Raw genomic sequence first — 16,033 nt, forward strand, 5'->3', positions numbered from 1 at the left:
ACCTTTATAGAGACAGACATTGCCGCAATTTTTGTCAATTGTTGGCGATCTGGAGCGAACTAATCAATTAAATCTCTTGCCAGATAAGGATTGAGTCGATTTATGCCCCCACATCGAACCATACCAAGTCCCGAAGAGCCATCCATTTTTAATTTAATTATAACCAGCTACTTACCGCTCTTGAGAACCTACGATCAAAGAATCCCAATAGGCTAAGCTGCTGGTTCCTGTTATCCAACCCAGAGATTAACATCTGAGCTATCTGCATGAATTTGGTATCATTCCCCGTCCGAGAATTATATTTTTGTTAATAACAGTTATTTTTAAGGGGTGGGCTGCATTCTTTTAGTATAGACTTCGGTAGGATTAATTGAGGTGGTTATATCTTCTAAATCAAATTTTCGCAGAGTTTTATCTTTGGTATTGACCTGATAAACCAAACGATTAGTGATATCTAATCCAGTTAACCAATTACTGTGGGAATGATAGGCTCCCGTGTCGATATCTAGCCAACCGGCACCGGCGACTAATTGCCCCGGATTTACCCCCGGAAAAGTAAAAGTAATCGTGTGGCCAGTGATAATTAATTTATCACTAAAAAAAGGTTCCGGCATACTGTGGAATTCATCGCGGATCCAACAAAAATGAGTAGCATCTTGTTCTTCGAGGGGTAAATGGGGATAAACCCCGGCATGAACCAGCCAAATATCGCCTAAATCGAGGTAAAGAGGCAAGGTTTTCAGCCAATCGATGTGATCTTGCGGTATTTTGTGGTTATAGCTAAAAAGAGTAGTATTACCGCCATTATAAAGCCAACCTGGCAACATTTCCCCGATCATTCTTTGGCTGCCCAACACCTCTAGCAGCATCTGTTCATGATTGCCCAATAGACAACGATAGCGGTGTTGACGAACAAATTCAACCACTTGGGCGCTATTGGGACCACGATCAATTAAATCGCCCAAGAAATAAACTGGTTCCTTTTCTTGAGGCGCGATTGCTTCTATTAGCTGCAAAAGAGGATCGTATTGACCGTGAACGTCACCGATGATGATTCGACGGGAGGGCATAGTGGTAAAAATTGGGGGTCTGTGTTATTGTCCCTTGGTCGGGACTAATTCTAATATGCCCAGTTGAGACTTAGAAATTAACATTGATTTAGGGGAAATGGGGGAATTCAACTAAAACCCCATCACCCAACACCTAACCGGTCTAAATGTTAAGTTAAGTATCGAAGATCGGCAGTTTCATCACCCGGTAGTAATATAATCACTGAGTTATCAACTTTGATCCTTGAGTATGACTGCATTCACCACAAGTGCCACCCTTGCCAATTTGCCCGCCAGTGACAGCCGTAGCCGCGTCAGTGAATTTATGAAATCCCTACAGGATGAAATTTGTCGGGCATTAGAAGAAGTGGATGGACAAGCAAAATTTATCGAAGATAGTTGGCAACGGCCCGAAGGTGGCGGCGGACGTTCGCGAGTTTTGCGGGAAGGGGCAATTTTTGAACAAGCAGGGGTGAATTTTTCGGAAGTTTGGGGGAAAGAATTACCTCCTAGCATTGCTAAACAACGGCCCGAGGCTGCCGGTCATCAATTTTACGCCACGGGAACCTCGATGGTTTTGCATCCTCACAATCCTTATATTCCCACGGTTCACCTCAATTATCGCTATTTTGAAGCCGGCCCGGTTTGGTGGTTTGGCGGCGGTGCCGATTTAACTCCCTACTATGCTTTTGAAGAAGATGCTAGTCATTTTCACCGCACTTTTAAACAGGTTTGCGACCAACATCATCCTGAATATTATCCCGTTTTTAAACGCTGGTGTGATGAATATTTTTATCTCAATCATCGTCAGGAAGCCAGAGGCATCGGCGGGATTTTCTTTGATTACCAAGACGGTTTAGACCCTCTCTATCGTGGTCCTTTTGCCGAAAGTGATGCCGCTATCTATTCAGAAAAATTATCTCCCCAACAACCCCGCAACTGGGAAGAAATTTTTAGTTTCATTAATGACTGTGGCCGAGCTTTTCTACCCGCTTACGTTCCCATTGTCCAGAAACGCCGCTCGACGGAATACGGTGACAGAGAACGTCAGTTTCAACTCTATCGTCGCGGTCGTTATGTAGAATTTAATTTAGTTTATGATCGTGGCACAATTTTTGGGTTGCAAACTAACGGTCGTACCGAGTCGATTTTGATGTCTTTACCTCCTTTAGTCCGTTGGGAATACTGTTATCAACCTGCACCCAATACCCCAGAAGCAAAACTCTATGATATCTTCCTAAAACCCCAAGATTGGGTTAATTGGCAAGGTTAAATCAGTTATCAGTTATCAGTTATCAGTTATCAGAAGATTGCTTTTATTTATTCTTCCCAATTCATAATTCATAATTCATAATTCATAATTCATAATTCATAATTCATAATTCATAATTCATAATTCCCTCTCCCGTTCTAGTTATCTGTCATTTGTCAAGTAAATAAATTTAAAAATTTTGGCTAATTTTTGGACACCTCTCCATACTCGTCTGGAAACCACAGTCAAAAAGGGACAATTATTACCTAAAAATGCGTCTCTGTTAGTGGCATTGTCGGCAGGTCAGGATTCCCTCTGTTTAGGTCAATTATTGCTGGATTTGCGCTCTCGTTGGGGTTGGCAACTAGCGATCGCTCATTGTGATCACCGTTGGTCTTACGACCGAGGATTAGTGGATCATGTGCGTAAAATCGCCGAAATTTGGCAATTACCCGTTTATATTGCCACCGCACCCCCCATGGCGGAAACGGAAGCCAAGGCCCGACAATGGCGTTATCAAGCTTTACAAACAATCGCCCAAGAACAGGGTTTTAATTATCTTCTCACGGCACACACGAGGAGCGATCGAGCGGAAACTTTTCTTTATAATCTCACGCGCGGAGCCGGTAGTGATGGACTTTCTGCCTTAACTTGGTTGACAAGTTTAACCCCAGATATTTTTTTAGTCCGTCCCCTCTTAAATGTCACTCGCGAGGAAACTTTCGCTTTTTGTCAAAGTCGAGAATTACCGATCTGGTACGATCGAGCTAATGAGAATTTACGCTATGCTCGCAATCGCATCCGTCAGGAATTATTACCCTACCTGCAAACTAATTTAAACCCCCAAATCGAAAAACATCTCGCCCAAACTGCTGAAATTTTGGAAGCAGAAAGCGATTATTTAGATAGTATTGCCCGGGATATTTTTCGTCAGGTTATCGATCTAGATCAACAAAGACTCGATCGCTCCCCTTTACAAATTCTACCTCTAGCGATACAAAGACGAGTGATTCGTTTATTTTTGGCTCAATATTTACCCTCATCCCCTAATTTTGCCGAAGTTGAGTCAGTGGTTAATCTTATTACTGGTGTTAATCGCGATGCCACTTCCTCCTTAACCGGCAAAATTCGGGTAGAAGTACAACAAAATTGGCTATATATCAGTGATCAGTGATCAGTTAAGTAGCTGGTTATAATTAAATTACAAATGGATTTTAGGTTCGATCCCCCCTGCCCCCCTTGATAAGGGGGGTGCCGATAGGCGGGGGGATCTGAAAGTTTTCAATACCTACCTACTTATCAGTTATCAGTGATCAGATTACAGTTTTAAGTGGACAGTGTTAGGGGAAAACTTTGCTACTTTCTTTTCACTGATTACTGATTACTGTTCACTGAAAAAAACCCATCTCCCCATTCTAGTTATCTGTAGCTAACTTTTACAGCAATTAGTTTAAAGATAAACTAAAATAGTAATACAATTAAACTAAAAATAAAATTGGCGTAGAATAATGAGCGAAACTAAAGTAATTAATCGAGAAAACTTACTGGTAAATCTCCGGCAACAACTGCGAGCCGGACAACAGGAATTAGCCGATTGGCAAGGGGGAAAAATGGCCATTTCTGCGGTGCCGGGGGCGGGAAAATCCCACAGTTTGGCCGTAGCTGCCGCTATGGTTATTGCTCGTGAGCAACTTCATGCTAAAAAACAGTTAATTATTGTCACCTACACGCGCTCGGCTGCCGCTAGTATTAAAGCTAAAATTAAACAACGCTTGCAAGATTTACAACTTTCGGTCCAAGGTTTCAGCGTCCAAACTCTGCACGGACTGGCTCTACAATTAGCCCGTCGTTACCCGGAATTATCGGGATTAGACCTCGAATCTTCTACCTTAGTTATTCCGACTCCTAGCCATAGAATTATTAGAAACTCGGTGGAAAAATGGCTAATTACTGAACCAATTCGTTATCAAAAGTTATTAGAAGGAGTGGAATTTGATGGGGAAGAAACAGAAAGATTACGCCGTCAATCGGTGCTGAGAACCGAAATTTTACCTAGTCTTGCCTATACGGCCATTCATGAGCTAAAAAGTTCGGGATTATCACCGCAGCAAGTCTGGGAATTAAGCCACTATACCGAAGATAATTATCAAATTCTCGCTATTGCTAGTGGTTTGTACCAACAGTATGAAATCCTGATGCGTCAGAAAAACTATATAGATTATGATGACATGATTTTAGGAGCCTTGCGAGTATTAGAGGAAGAAAAAATTCGCCGACAATGGCAAAAATCTGTCTTTGGAGTTTTTGAAGATGAGGCACAGGATTCTAGTCCTCTCCAAGAAAAACTAATTACTATTTTAGCAAAAAATAATGACGGTGAAATACCTAATTTAATTCGCGTCGGCGATCCCAATCAAGCGATTAATTCTACCTTTACCCCCGCCGATCCTGTTTACTTTAATTGGTTTTGTGAAAGTTGTCAAAACGAAGGCAATTTATCCACTATGAACCAAGCAGGTCGCAGCAATACTAAAATTATTGAAGCTGCTAATTTAGTGTTACAATGGGTCGATCGAGATTGGAAACAGGGAAAAGATAATCATAAAGTTACCGAGGCTCCTTTTCGAGTTCAAGCGATTCTTCCCGTCAGCGCCGAAGATCCCCAACCTAATCCAGTTAAGGAGGGAAAAGGATTAGAAATTTATCAACCCGATGACATTTATCAAACAGTAGAATTAATTGAAAAACGTCTAGTTAAATTACTTCAAGAAAACCCTCAACATAATGCGGCTATCCTCGTTAGAGAAAATCGACAAGGACACTTTTTTGCTCAAAAATTCGCCCATTTTTATAAAAGTTATCAAATCAGAATTTTTGAAGCTAATGAGATCGATCGCTTTTCCCAAATTCCCGCCGAAATGCTGAAACTATTGGCTTTTGTCGAACGTCCCCACTCTCCCGATTATCTCAAAGCGGCCTTAGAAGTGCTACAATTGAGGGGTTTAATTACTGCCCAAGACTTAAATCCTTTAGTTACCTATCCCGAACAATTTCTTTATCCCACTCCCCTCGATCCTGAACTGAAATCTAACGAAAAAATCGCCCGTCGTTATTGCTGCAGTTTACTAAAAGCTAGATTAGAATTACCCCATTATCAACTCCTGTCTTTTTTCGCTATGACTCTCCAATATTCGGGGTCAGAATTAGCCACATTGCAAAAATTAACCGCCCGTATTTATCAGGAAACTGCTGGTAATAGTTCTCTCAAAAATACAATTAATACTCTTAATGAAATTATCGCCTCTGAGCGCTTTGAAGGAGTGGAAGAAGATAACGACGATTGTTATACTCGTCCCGGACAACTGACGATTATTACTATGCACAAAGCCAAGGGTTTAGACTGGGATTATGTTTTTATTCCCTTTCTTCACGAAGATATTATCCCGGGCAAACCTTGGGTACCCAATGGGGCGAAATTTTTGGCAGATTTTACCCTGGCAGAAGTGGCCCGGGCGCAAATTCGAGCAGCGGTTCATCAACGCTATTTAAACCCCGATAGCATACCAATTATTCCCCCACCTTTAAGCGCTTGGTTAGAAGCTGGACAACTTAAAAAAGCTGAAGAATACCGACTTTTGTATGTAGCGATGACACGAGCAAAAAGACTTTTATGGATGTCGAGTGAAAAAAAAGCTCCCTTCCGTTGGAACACTTTTCGCGGAGATGAAAGTAGTCAATTACAGGATAAAAATCCCTGTCCTGTCTTTCCTGTTTTAATCAATGCTTTCCCCGATTCTTTCTGTGTTTAACTGTTGCTGCAGCGTCCGCGGATAAAGAATTAGGAAGACAAACCACCAGAGGAGTATGGGAATAGATAGGAGTAGAGTTAACCAGAGACGCTGAGTTAAAAACCAACAGCCAGCAATCAGGGTAATTCCTGTCAACAGAATGGACCAAGGTTGACACCAACGGGGTTTGTGGTCCCAAACGCTACTAGATTTCGAGTTAGACATTAGTTAAGGGGCAGTAATTTACTAACTTGATTTTATCGTACCTGACTATTCAGATCACTGCTACAATTTTGGGTAATTCTATCAATAGAGTTTCTTATCTCTAGACAAACTAAGCTAAATTTTCCTATGATTGATGTCTTTTATCCGATTCCCAAGCTGTTAGATACTATTCTGACGGAGATTTATGCCGAAAATCGCCGTAAACATGAAGAAAGAATGGCCGAATTACAAATAATCTCTAATTCGTCCCTTCGCGATGCCTACGCTCAACAGCTATTATTAGATCGATTTCTTGCTCCCGTGGAAAATGCTCAACATAGCATTCAAAATGCCGCTAAACACGCTCAGTACATGGCAGAAGTAGTTAATTATTATCATCATGACCATGGCTGTAGTCAAGAGCAAGCTCAAGAAATATCCCGTCAATTTCGGGCTTTAGCGGTTAAAATTTCTCAAATTGACTCTCTTTACGATTTAAAAATCATTTATCAAGTGGTTACTGTTTTCACCCAGCAATTATCAAGATTTAAACACCGAGAAAGAAATTATTCTTGGGAAAGGGAAATCAGAAAGGGTATTTTAGATCCCTTAAATACCTGCATTGCTGTGGAAAAAAATTTTCAAAGACGGGTAGCTTTGATGACTGGTGAACCCGCATCAGCTAAGGTAATGGGATTATTAGAGTCAGAATAGACAAACTGACTCTAGGGACATTTTCGGGGGAGTTTTAATACAAACTCCCCGCAATCATAGCCGCTAATAAAATAAAACCGACCCAAACATTTTGGCCGAACATTTGACCATAAACTGGTTTAGGTAAATCCGATTGACGTAACAGCCGGTATTGACGCCACCAAGCGATCGCCGCTAGACCCAACCCTAGCCAAAAAGAAGCTGATAACTGCATTTTTTGCCCCTCCCAAGCCAATAAACCTACTGTTAGGGCAAAAAAGACCCCCACGGCTTCCGGAGCGTATTTGCCGAAAAATATGGCACTAGAGTTAATACCAACCTTGAGATCATCCTCTCGATCGGACAGAGCATAAATTGTATCAAATGCCAATGTCCAAAAAATCACCGCTCCCCATAATATAAATGTATTACTATTTAACGACCCAGTGACGGCACTCCAACAGATTAAAACCGCAAAACCCCAAGCGAGAGAAAGAACCAATTGGGGTACAGGAAAAAAACGCTTGGCGAGAGGATAGCAGATAATCAAGGGAACGGCGGCCACACATAGGCAAAAACTCAGGAAATTGAGATATAAAGCTAAAATTGCGGCGCAAAAGAAAGCAATTAGAGCGATAATCAAACCAACCTTGATCGATAAAGCTCTGGCCGCTAAAGGACGGTTACGAGTGCGATCAACCTGTGGATCAATATCCCGATCCCAAAGATCGTTAACCACACAGCCGGCGGCGCTAGTAGCCAAAGTTCCCAAAACGATCACCCCGATCAAGGGTAGCGGTGGCACACCGTCTGCCGCCAAAAATACCGCCCATAAAGCGGGAATCATCAAAATTAACCTACCGGCGGGTTTATCCCAGCGCAAGAGGCGAATAATCGTCATCCAAGTGGGTTCTAGATCGGGTTGGGATATAGTCATAATTTCTCGTAAAAAGTAGAAACTAGGAGTTAAGGGGAATTATGAATTATAAATTATGAATTATGAAGTGGGAAGTGGGAAGAAAAAAGCTGCCTCCTGCCTTTTGCCTTTTGCCTTTTGCCTTTTGCCCCTTCTGACAAGTAGCATAATGCTCAAAGGACTTAACGTGATTACCAGCCCCAACTATTGGGAACGCCTTTAAATGGACCAACCACATCGGAGGTTATCCATCCCCCGTAAAAGTTGCCCGGTTGCGGTTGTACTAATTCCCCATCGGCATAACAAGCGGTCATTTTGGCGGGATAAAAAGCCAGATAATTCTTAATTGCCTGAAACTCTGGTGTCGGGTCCGGATAATACCAAGCGGCGTTAATTGCCTGTTGATCCCCAACGGTGATATTGTAATATCCCGCTAGACCTTTCCACTCACAAAAAGACTTTTCTGCTGTGGCTTGCAGGTATTCCATTTTAATATCTTGGGGCGGTAGATAATAAACTGGAGGATGACTGGTTTCTAGAACTCGATAACTGCTTTTAGTATCGGCAATTATCACCCCATTAAAGATAATTTTTAGGTGTTTAGGCGATAATTCTAGGCGCGGGGGACGAGGATAATCCCAGACGGATTCCTGTCCTGCTTTTGCTGGTATCGGTTGGGGACGAAACATAATTTTTCTTATATTATTCTCCGAGTCAGTATTCTCTGAGTCATTTCACCGTTTACTGATTACTGATTACTGATTGGGTGCATCTCCTATTGGTGACTTTCTCTGACATATAGGGGAGCAGCAGAAGTCATTTAAAGAGGGCGAATGCAATTCGCCCCTACAATAATAATATTATCGCACCAATGGTAGGGGCGCATCGCGTGCGCCCAAATGTAGTATAGATATTTCTACAAAATTGAGATGCACCCGATTACTTTTCACTGTTTACTGTTTACTGATCACTGAAAAGAGTTTTCTCAGGGTTTCCACTCGTTCTCGATTGACATTTAAATCCGATTCTCCTAACCGGGAGGCCGAGCGAACATCGATCGCATTTTTGCTAGGATTAAGAGAAAATTCCACATCATCGACAAATCCCATCCATTGACTGCTAAATTCGGCGTAGAGATAGTTACTATCTTGGTTAATAATTTTAGTTCTCGGTTGGGAGGCGATAATTTTAGCTAATTGCTCGATCGCTTTTTCACCGCTACCCTGATAACTAAGGGGTTCGATCGCATGAGCCTGATCCTGACTCTGACTACTAACACAATTAGGAGTGACCGGACAAGGGGCCAGTTTACCCTCCCTGACTCCCAAATAATCGGGACGAGTACCGGCGAATAAACTGACGCTATCGGGAGCGATTAACCTAATTCCTAGCCAGATGAGCAGTATTCCCAGGAAAATAAACGGGGTTAGCCGGAAAGATTTTTTTACCGTGTCGGAAGTTTCAGTCATGCTAGTCTTACAGAATCACTTCAATTAACTTAACATTGATAGGTGTGGCAATATCAGGAGATAGAATAAGATGTTTCTCGATGAATTACAACCCGTTGTTAAAGAACTGATTCAACAACCGATCGCTTTTTTCGGTGGTTTTGCCTCTGGATTACTGCGCTTGAAACTTTCGGACGATCCCCTCAAAAAATGGTTAGAAGAGCAGGGATTAGTCAGTTTTAAGGACAATAATCAGGATAACGGCAACAGTCCCCAGTCGATCTCGATCGATTAGGGATCGGGGGTTAGCTGTTGGGGGTGAGGGTATTCTCCCATCCCCAAAACCCCCCGCTTACCACCCCATCAGCTTAACTTGTTGCTGAAAGTAGATAAATTTCCTCGGCTACTCGTTTTAATCTTCTTAATTGCGCTTCCATATCCTTTTTAGTCCATTTGGCGGCGAATTGCTGGAATCCCCACCCCACAACCGGATTAGGAATCGCAAACTCAAAACGATTGATTAAACAAGTGCCGTCATCATTGGGTTGACATTCCCAGCGATCGCAACCGCGAAAAAAGCCTTCAAATTGCCAGACAATTAACCCCGGTTCCCTCTCAATTACCGTACTTTTTAGCGTTGGCTGAATTAGGGGAATTTGAATCAAAAAACGACTTCTCCCACCGATATCGGTCTTCCAATCGCCGATAGGTTCACAAACTAACACCGGATTCAACCAACGACGCATTAACTCTAAATCCGTGATACAACGCTCCACCGTCGTGGCACTAGCTTTAATCTGAATTGATTGTTCAAATACTTGACAAGATGACATTGATCTGCTTATAAATTGCTGGCTGAGAATTATCGGTAGTCGGACAAAAATAAAGTTAACTGTGCAGACAAGGCAACAGTAAGGGTTTCGGCCTTGGTTACATTTCTTAACATAGTCTTGTTTATAGCCTTTCTCATCAAGATAAAGTGTAACCTAATTTGCTATGGACGACCGGCGATCGACTCCCCAAAACGAAAACTTCCTACCTCACCATTAAGATAACTGCTCTCAAGCTCACTTTTTCACCAACTTGACAAATTCTCGAAAACGTTGGCGTAATCTCTCGATATTAACTGATAATAACATTGGTATCGAGAACAAAGCGTTTAGTTATCTTCATTTAAGAGAGATTCTAAAATTTCAGTGGTTAATCCTCTCTCTTGTGCTTTTTGTCCAATAGTATCCATCGTTTTATATAATTTGTCCAGAGATTCTTTTCTAGATAAATTTGAAGATTGAACATAAAAAGCGATTTTTTTCTCTATTTTTTGACGCTCTTCTTCCGTTGCATTCCAATAAGTTTCAGCAACATCTAAAGGAACTTTGATTCGGATTTCTGTTTGATAGTTTGTCATAATTATATTTTCTTAGTTTAGTAGTAAAGAAATTTAGTCGAAATTAATAGCCTCCCTTCCGCCAGCGTTACAGTCTAGAAGTTTCAGTTACTCTAGCGCATTGTTAAACCGATTGTCAAGTTTAGTTACTCTCAATTTAAGATATGTAATTTACTTTGGTTGCGAAAAACCAACGCCGCTAGTGTAAGTATTCTCCAGCGCCGGGGCTAAATCTAAAGATGACGTTGGGGGGAAGGCTAATGCAGGAACGGTAAATAAATTTGGCTGAGTTGCTTGCTATGATTAGGGGTAATTATTAACACTTCTTAAAAAGCGAGTGGAAAAATGAGGCAAGTCATTGTATATCGAGACGAAGACGGCTATTGGATTGTGGATTGTCCAAGTCTCAAAGGCTGTGTTAGTCAAGGAAAAACGAAAGAAGAAGCCTTGATTAATATAAAAGAGGCGATTGCCGGTTATATTGCGGCTTTAGCGGAAGACGGCCTGCCGATTCCAGCAATTATTAGAGACCTTGAAGTCTAACCATTATGAGCGGAATTAATCGCGAGATTTTTCTTGACGCTAAGCATATTTCTAAACATTTACCGAATACTCCACAATCACGGAGATTACTGTTACGAGGACGAGCTATTCATGTGTTTAAAGATGAAGATACAATGCTACGAGTTATTCAGGCTATCATGGAAAGGGGTGAATACACGGGCAATGTGCGAAACTATGAGCGCTATGGGCTATTCTTTGCCGAAGCGATTGGTTGTCGAATTAGCCCAGATGGTTTAAAGTCTTCTTTATTCTACGGCGAGGTTAAGATTAATGCAAACAACCAATATCACGCAATTCCTCGAACCCGACCTAGTGAAGGATAATTGGCGCTTCCTAGAAGTTTGGGTGGATTCCATGCAGTCCCCTCCCTATATCCTGCTAGTGTTGATCGATAAGGCGAGGGGGTGTTATGTTTTTGATCCTGCTGAAAAGTACCGTCTCGTCAAGGCGTTTCCAGATTATGAAGAGGCTCAACTCTGGCTCTTGGAAGATGAATACGAACCGATTGAAGGACGATTATCTAGTGAGGAAAGCGCTTAGATTTGTTTAAACTTGTCGTTTGGAATGAAGTCAGAATATCGCCTTACCAGTGCCGTTAGGGTAAGCACCGAGATAGTTACGAATGGAGTCAGGTTTGGGTAATTGGCGCTAGGATTATCGGAGGATTTTCTTTCGGCACTGGTAGAAAACAATTAGGAGGATTTATGATCCCGGTTAATGAGGCTCAACAAAAGTTGCAGGATTTGATTGATTCAGTAACTGTTTCCCACGAACCCATTATTATTGAGGGATGCGATGGTAATGCAGTTTTGCTATCTGAAGGGGATTGGAAATCGGTACAAGAAACGTTATATCTCCTCTCAATTCCGGGGATGCGAGAATCCATTCGGGAGGGACTGGCAACGCCAGTTGAAGAATGTGCTGAGGAGCTAGAATGGTGAGGTGGAAATTGGTTTACACCAAACAGGCGCAGAAAGACCCTAAGAAGCTTAATTCTAGTCATTTAAAAAAATAAAGCGCAGATGTTGCTTGACATTCTTCAGGTCAATCCATTCCAAAATCCCCCGCCTTAGGAAAAGTTAGTGGGAGATTTGAATGGTGTGTACTCTCGGCGAATAAGCATTCAGCATCGTCTTGTGTACGAAGTTATTCAATCTGAGGGTATAGTTAAAATCCTGCGGATGTGGACACATTATGAGTAGCGTTAAGACATCGTTAAATCTAGGATTTGCTGAAAAACTTTTTGCCGCAAACCCTAACTATAGGCTCAAGCTCACTTTTTCACCAACTTGACAAATTCTCGAAAACGTTGGCGTAATCTCTCAATATTAGCCGATTTCCCGCCATAACGCCAATCAACGTAGGCGCAAGCAATCTCCTCGATAATATTCGCCACTGGCGGCGGTTGGACGCGGCGGGCGGCGGTGGCGTATTCTAAAGGGGTTTGAGCGGGATGTTTGCCATAACCGGCTTCTGTTAAGATTCCTAACATTTGCTGGTATAAACGCTCGATTGGTGGTAGTTTTGCCAACTTGCGACCCCGACGCCAACGATGGAACTGTCCCCATCCTAACCAACCAGCGTAGGCGAAGACGACCCCCAATAAACCGCCGAGAATTCCCCCTAAAAGACTGCCGGAAATAAAGCGCCATAACCAGGCCAATAACTGACCGATAGTAACGATAACATTTTCCCAAATCAGACCGAGAAAACCCGTTACTGGGGAAGGCAACCATCCGGCTACCCATTGCCAAAATTGCTTGAGGACGCTAAAAGGTTTCGCTTCCTCAAAGGATGGGGGAATTAATTCGTGGCCCGGGATAGGATCGAAAGTGTACCAACCGTAACCCGGGAAAAACACCTCTGTGATGGCGTAAGCGTCCGTATTTTGGACAACATAAAAGCCAGTGAAAGGATTAAACTGGCCAGGGGCAAAACCGGTGGCTAATCGGGCAGGAATACCGATCGAGCGTAACATAATCGTTAACACGGTGGAAAAATGATCGGCGTAACCCCCCTGAAAACGAAACAAAAAGGCCGAGACTAAATCCTCATTTTCGGCTAAAAAGGGCAAATCGGTTTTTAATTCGTAGTTTTGCTTCAATGCTTGGGCCAAATATAGGGCCTTCTCGTAGGGAGAGGTTAAAGGTTTGGCAGATTTTGCCAGCAATTCCTCGGTTTTTCGGCGGACTTTCGGGGCAATTTCGGCAGGAATTTGTAAATAATAGTTGAGAATAGACTTAGGGTAGGTTTCTGGGGCCGATCGCAGTTGGCTGCGATTGCGTTCCGGCACTTGTGAGATTACAGTATAAGTTAGCCCTTCTGCTAATCCCCCCGGCGACCTTAAGCTATTTTCTCGGTCTAGAGATACCTGTCGGGTAGGAAAAAAGAGAAACTGAGGCGAAGTAAGAGCAGGGATAATATTCGGTAAACTGGAGACAATGCTGTAGGTTTGGACTACCTGATGGGTTTTGGCCTGGGTTGCGGGTAGCGGCACAAAAAAGCGATAGGACCAACTACTGCGATTTAAATCCTCTAATTCTTGATCTCGCGAGATTTGCCACCCTTGACCAGTATAGCGATCAAAGGCCATGGCCCGCCAGAATCCGGGGGCTTGAGAACGTACCCGCATGACTATTTCTGGAGTCATACTTCCCCGCAAATTTTGGTTGATTTGGGGGTTAAAACCGTAATAAAAGGTAGAATCTAACTGTCCTGACCCTGTAGTGGGACTATTACCGCCATTTACGCCACCCTTCGCCGTTTCACCCTCGCGCACATAGCCGGGGTTAACGATTTGTCTGTCTCCCTGTTCAAAACCCTGATTTTCCATACCCTCGGGACTATTGACGGGAAAAGATTGAATTTGATAACCAGGAAAACGCGGCATCAGAGCAAAAATTGTTAATCCCAAGAGGAGAATTGTCAGAAAGAAAATCCCAAAACGTTTGGGAGAAAGGGGGGAATTTTGCGGGGAAACTAATTTTTTTGTGGCTAGACGTGGGGATTTCTTTGAGAAGAAAGGGAGACTCTGATTGAGATTATCTAAACCTAAACGAGAACGGTAGTCTAAAACTAGGGTAGGTAGGGATAAAAACAGAAAGAGGATTAACCAAGGCGCAAAAGCGAGGGTTTCGGAGATTGTCCCAGCGACTCCCAAGAGAATTAAACCGATTACCATAGAATACCCTAAATCTTTGCGTCGGGGCAGGTCAAAACTATGGAGAATTTGCAGTTGAATTAATAATTGTGTTAGGGCAATGCGACTATCCTGCATCGCAACGATATTACCCAAGAATAGCGCCAACACCACTAACATTCCGATCGCTATACAAAATTTTGCCCCGATATTGCGCTTTTTCCTGCGTCGCCAACTCCAGATTCCGCCGATAATACTGAGAGGAACAGCCCAAATACTGGTATAACTATCGGTAGCCACATCGGTGGCGATAATACCGACGATTACTAAAGCTTGCACCAGAATTCTTAAAATAATCGATTCCTCGGTTTCTGGTAGGGGAAAAGATTCTATCTTTTGCCAGAGGGTTTTTAAGGAAGGTTTTGGACGAGCGGCACTGCTAACCATAGGGTAAATTGGGAGAAGGACAAAGAAGTTAATTTTATATTTCCCAGTTCTAATCTCGATCGCTCCATGAGGTAAAGTGGATTTTAGATGTCAGGAGTCAGGATACAGGAGACAGGAGAAGGGAGCAGGGAGAGGTGAGCAGGGGAGATAAGGAGAAAAAAGCCGATAACTGATGACTGATAACTGATAACTGATGACTGATGACTGATTACTGATAACTGATAACTGATTACTGACCCATGATAGCCGTTACCAACCCTGAAATTTTACCGTTACTTCATCCCCTGATTGGACAATTAGCCACGGCAATTCTGTCCCACTGGGAAAATTATCTTGATTTGTCGCCCTTTGAGTTGCCGGAAGGTTTAGGCTATGTGGAGGGACGTTTAGAAGGGGAAAAATTAATTATCGAGAATCGCTGCTATCAAACTCCCCAGTTCCGCAAAATGCACCTAGAATTGGCTAAACTGGGCAATGGTTTGGATATTCTCCACTGTGTCATGTTCCCCCGTCCAGAATATCCGCTGCCGATGTTTGGATGTGATATAGTCTCCGGCAAAGCGGGAATCAGTGCCGCTATTGTGGATCTTTCTCCCACCAGTAGCGATAAAACTCTCCCTAGTGCCTATAATCAAGCTTTAGCGGCTTTACCTGCGGCCGATTTCGCCCAAGCTCGTGATTTACCGCCTTGGGGTCATATTTTCTCCCAATATTGTCTGTTTATTCGTCCCGAAACCGCCGCCGAGGAACGACAATTTTTACAAAGAGTTACAGATTTCTTGACAATTCACTGCAAATGTGCTAAGGAAAGTCAGCCTCTTTCCGGGGAAGAAGCGCGCATTTATTTACAGGGACAACGGGATTATTGTAGTCAACAGCAGAAAAACGATAAAACTCGGCGTGTACTAGAAAAAGCCTTTGGTTGGGAATGGGCAGAGCTTTATATGACGGGGGTTCTCTTCGATTTACCCGATTAAACTGAACTACCCCTTCCCCCCTTGCTCCTAGGGTTGATTCATCGTAGGGTTGATTCATCGTAGGGTTGATTCATCGTAGGGTTGATTCATCGTAGGGTTGATTCATCGTAGGGTTGATTCATCGTAGGGTTGATTCATCGTAGGGTTGATTCATCGTAGGGTTGATTCA

Annotated in this window: 18 protein-coding genes and 1 pseudogene; 11 read left to right on the forward strand and 8 right to left on the reverse strand. The window is 42.8% G+C overall.

What is annotated here, in order from left to right:
* Nucleotides 1-323: 323 nt before the first annotated feature.
* Nucleotides 324-1,070, reverse strand: a complete 747-nt coding sequence (locus IM450_RS19865) for a metallophosphoesterase family protein (RefSeq protein WP_287664223.1) — start codon at nucleotides 1,068-1,070, stop codon at nucleotides 324-326.
* Between the two features lie 229 nt (nucleotides 1,071-1,299).
* On the opposite strand from IM450_RS19865, the gene hemF reads away from it, so the two are divergent.
* The 3 genes from hemF (at nucleotide 1,300) to IM450_RS19880 (ending at nucleotide 6,110) form a co-directional block, all read left to right on the forward strand.
* Nucleotides 1,300-2,322 (forward strand): oxygen-dependent coproporphyrinogen oxidase, encoded by a 1,023-nt coding sequence (gene hemF / locus IM450_RS19870; RefSeq protein WP_002803282.1) that lies wholly within the window; start codon nucleotides 1,300-1,302, stop codon nucleotides 2,320-2,322.
* A gap of 178 nt (nucleotides 2,323-2,500) precedes the next feature.
* Nucleotides 2,501-3,475, forward strand: a complete 975-nt coding sequence (gene tilS / locus IM450_RS19875; protein WP_287664220.1) for a tRNA lysidine(34) synthetase TilS — start codon at nucleotides 2,501-2,503, stop codon at nucleotides 3,473-3,475.
* A gap of 334 nt (nucleotides 3,476-3,809) precedes the next feature.
* A complete protein-coding gene (locus IM450_RS19880; RefSeq protein WP_287664218.1) occupies nucleotides 3,810-6,110 on the forward strand; it encodes an ATP-dependent helicase in 2,301 nt (766 codons plus the stop codon).
* Here IM450_RS19880 and IM450_RS19885 read toward each other — a convergent pair.
* On the reverse strand, nucleotides 6,075-6,314 hold the full coding sequence (locus IM450_RS19885) for a DUF6737 family protein (protein ID WP_016514583.1): 240 nt from the start codon (nucleotides 6,312-6,314) through the stop codon (nucleotides 6,075-6,077). The two genes, IM450_RS19880 and IM450_RS19885, sit on opposite strands and share 36 nt — an antisense overlap.
* A 126-nt stretch (nucleotides 6,315-6,440) precedes the next feature.
* Between IM450_RS19885 and IM450_RS19890 the strand changes: the two genes are divergently transcribed.
* Nucleotides 6,441-7,007 carry a hypothetical protein gene (locus IM450_RS19890; RefSeq protein WP_287664214.1) on the forward strand — a complete coding sequence of 189 codons (567 nt, stop codon included), beginning with the start codon at nucleotides 6,441-6,443 and terminating at the stop codon, nucleotides 7,005-7,007.
* A gap of 34 nt (nucleotides 7,008-7,041) precedes the next feature.
* Here IM450_RS19890 and IM450_RS19895 read toward each other — a convergent pair whose 3' ends face one another.
* From IM450_RS19895 to IM450_RS19905, 3 genes are all read right to left on the reverse strand, one after another.
* Nucleotides 7,042-7,923 carry a 4-hydroxybenzoate solanesyltransferase gene (locus tag IM450_RS19895; RefSeq protein WP_287664211.1) on the reverse strand — a complete coding sequence of 294 codons (882 nt, stop codon included), beginning with the start codon at nucleotides 7,921-7,923 and terminating at the stop codon, nucleotides 7,042-7,044.
* A gap of 170 nt (nucleotides 7,924-8,093) precedes the next feature.
* The gene (locus tag IM450_RS19900) at nucleotides 8,094-8,591 is read right to left on the reverse strand and encodes a DUF427 domain-containing protein (protein ID WP_004163102.1); all 498 of its coding nucleotides are present in this window, start codon (nucleotides 8,589-8,591) and stop codon (nucleotides 8,094-8,096) included.
* 264 nt (nucleotides 8,592-8,855) lie between these two features.
* On the reverse strand, nucleotides 8,856-9,371 hold the full coding sequence (locus tag IM450_RS19905; protein ID WP_002803287.1) for a DUF1499 domain-containing protein: 516 nt from the start codon (nucleotides 9,369-9,371) through the stop codon (nucleotides 8,856-8,858).
* A gap of 70 nt (nucleotides 9,372-9,441) precedes the next feature.
* Here IM450_RS19905 and IM450_RS19910 point away from each other — a divergent pair, with 70 nt between their 5' ends.
* Entirely contained in the window at nucleotides 9,442-9,645 is a 204-nt protein-coding gene (locus tag IM450_RS19910; RefSeq protein ID WP_002791803.1) for a hypothetical protein, read from the forward strand.
* 73 nt (nucleotides 9,646-9,718) lie between these two features.
* On the opposite strand, the gene IM450_RS19915 is transcribed toward IM450_RS19910, so the two are convergent.
* Together IM450_RS19915 and IM450_RS19920 are read right to left on the reverse strand one after the other, a co-directional pair.
* The gene (locus IM450_RS19915; RefSeq protein ID WP_002736419.1) at nucleotides 9,719-10,183 is read right to left on the reverse strand and encodes an SRPBCC family protein; all 465 of its coding nucleotides are present in this window, start codon (nucleotides 10,181-10,183) and stop codon (nucleotides 9,719-9,721) included.
* Nucleotides 10,184-10,509: 326 nt separating this feature from the next.
* A complete protein-coding gene (locus IM450_RS19920; RefSeq protein WP_287664207.1) occupies nucleotides 10,510-10,758 on the reverse strand; it encodes a hypothetical protein in 249 nt (82 codons plus the stop codon).
* A 324-nt stretch (nucleotides 10,759-11,082) separates the two neighbouring features.
* Here IM450_RS19920 and IM450_RS19925 point away from each other — a divergent pair, with 324 nt between their 5' ends.
* The 5 genes and pseudogenes from IM450_RS19925 (at nucleotide 11,083) to IM450_RS19945 (ending at nucleotide 12,503) form a co-directional block, all read left to right on the forward strand.
* Nucleotides 11,083-11,280 carry a type II toxin-antitoxin system HicB family antitoxin gene (locus IM450_RS19925; protein WP_002738060.1) on the forward strand — a complete coding sequence of 66 codons (198 nt, stop codon included), beginning with the start codon at nucleotides 11,083-11,085 and terminating at the stop codon, nucleotides 11,278-11,280.
* Nucleotides 11,281-11,285: 5 nt separating this feature from the next.
* On the forward strand, nucleotides 11,286-11,624 hold the full coding sequence (locus IM450_RS19930; RefSeq protein ID WP_002803289.1) for a DUF6972 family protein: 339 nt from the start codon (nucleotides 11,286-11,288) through the stop codon (nucleotides 11,622-11,624).
* A gap of 31 nt (nucleotides 11,625-11,655) precedes the next feature.
* Nucleotides 11,656-11,841 (forward strand): hypothetical protein, encoded by a 186-nt coding sequence (locus IM450_RS19935; RefSeq protein WP_223211192.1) that lies wholly within the window; start codon nucleotides 11,656-11,658, stop codon nucleotides 11,839-11,841.
* A 164-nt stretch (nucleotides 11,842-12,005) separates the two neighbouring features.
* Nucleotides 12,006-12,242, forward strand: coding sequence for a type II toxin-antitoxin system Phd/YefM family antitoxin (locus tag IM450_RS19940; RefSeq protein ID WP_002762994.1), 237 nt, complete (start codon nucleotides 12,006-12,008; stop codon nucleotides 12,240-12,242).
* Nucleotides 12,236-12,503, forward strand: a pseudogene (locus IM450_RS19945) (Txe/YoeB family addiction module toxin). The gene IM450_RS19940 and the pseudogene IM450_RS19945 overlap by 7 nt, the downstream one beginning before the upstream one ends.
* 71 nt (nucleotides 12,504-12,574) lie before the next feature.
* On the opposite strand, the gene IM450_RS19950 reads toward IM450_RS19945, so the two are convergent.
* A complete protein-coding gene (locus IM450_RS19950) occupies nucleotides 12,575-14,887 on the reverse strand; it encodes a transglutaminase TgpA family protein (protein WP_287664203.1) in 2,313 nt (770 codons plus the stop codon).
* A gap of 239 nt (nucleotides 14,888-15,126) precedes the next feature.
* Here IM450_RS19950 and IM450_RS19955 point away from each other — a divergent pair, with 239 nt between their 5' ends.
* On the forward strand, nucleotides 15,127-15,864 hold the full coding sequence (locus IM450_RS19955) for a phycocyanobilin:ferredoxin oxidoreductase (RefSeq protein ID WP_287664201.1): 738 nt from the start codon (nucleotides 15,127-15,129) through the stop codon (nucleotides 15,862-15,864).
* Nucleotides 15,865-16,033: the final 169 nt, after the last annotated feature.

Origin of the sequence: Microcystis sp. M083S1, assembly GCF_020246405.1 — a bacterium.
GTDB classification, from domain to species: domain Bacteria; phylum Cyanobacteriota; class Cyanobacteriia; order Cyanobacteriales; family Microcystaceae; genus Microcystis; species Microcystis aeruginosa_C.

What these genes read in the sequence shown, in the direction of transcription:
- IM450_RS19905 (WP_002803287.1), bottom strand. Translation starts at nt 9,371, where the DNA reads ATGACTGAAACTTCCGACACGGTAAAAAAATCTTTCCGGCTAACCCCG.
- IM450_RS19885 (WP_016514583.1), bottom strand. Translation starts at nt 6,314, where the DNA reads ATGTCTAACTCGAAATCTAGTAGCGTTTGGGACCACAAACCCCGTTGG.
- IM450_RS19880 (WP_287664218.1), top strand. Translation starts at nt 3,810, where the DNA reads ATGAGCGAAACTAAAGTAATTAATCGAGAAAACTTACTGGTAAATCTC.
- IM450_RS19910 (WP_002791803.1), top strand. Translation starts at nt 9,442, where the DNA reads ATGTTTCTCGATGAATTACAACCCGTTGTTAAAGAACTGATTCAACAA.
- hemF (WP_002803282.1), top strand. Translation starts at nt 1,300, where the DNA reads ATGACTGCATTCACCACAAGTGCCACCCTTGCCAATTTGCCCGCCAGT.
- IM450_RS19915 (WP_002736419.1), bottom strand. Translation starts at nt 10,183, where the DNA reads ATGTCATCTTGTCAAGTATTTGAACAATCAATTCAGATTAAAGCTAGT.
- IM450_RS19890 (WP_287664214.1), top strand. Translation starts at nt 6,441, where the DNA reads ATGATTGATGTCTTTTATCCGATTCCCAAGCTGTTAGATACTATTCTG.
- IM450_RS19925 (WP_002738060.1), top strand. Translation starts at nt 11,083, where the DNA reads ATGAGGCAAGTCATTGTATATCGAGACGAAGACGGCTATTGGATTGTG.
- IM450_RS19920 (WP_287664207.1), bottom strand. Translation starts at nt 10,758, where the DNA reads ATGACAAACTATCAAACAGAAATCCGAATCAAAGTTCCTTTAGATGTT.
- IM450_RS19950 (WP_287664203.1), bottom strand. Translation starts at nt 14,887, where the DNA reads ATGGTTAGCAGTGCCGCTCGTCCAAAACCTTCCTTAAAAACCCTCTGG.
- IM450_RS19935 (WP_223211192.1), top strand. Translation starts at nt 11,656, where the DNA reads ATGCAGTCCCCTCCCTATATCCTGCTAGTGTTGATCGATAAGGCGAGG.
- IM450_RS19865 (WP_287664223.1), bottom strand. Translation starts at nt 1,070, where the DNA reads ATGCCCTCCCGTCGAATCATCATCGGTGACGTTCACGGTCAATACGAT.
- IM450_RS19940 (WP_002762994.1), top strand. Translation starts at nt 12,006, where the DNA reads ATGATCCCGGTTAATGAGGCTCAACAAAAGTTGCAGGATTTGATTGAT.
- IM450_RS19955 (WP_287664201.1), top strand. Translation starts at nt 15,127, where the DNA reads ATGATAGCCGTTACCAACCCTGAAATTTTACCGTTACTTCATCCCCTG.
- IM450_RS19900 (WP_004163102.1), bottom strand. Translation starts at nt 8,591, where the DNA reads ATGTTTCGTCCCCAACCGATACCAGCAAAAGCAGGACAGGAATCCGTC.
- IM450_RS19930 (WP_002803289.1), top strand. Translation starts at nt 11,286, where the DNA reads ATGAGCGGAATTAATCGCGAGATTTTTCTTGACGCTAAGCATATTTCT.
- IM450_RS19895 (WP_287664211.1), bottom strand. Translation starts at nt 7,923, where the DNA reads ATGACTATATCCCAACCCGATCTAGAACCCACTTGGATGACGATTATT.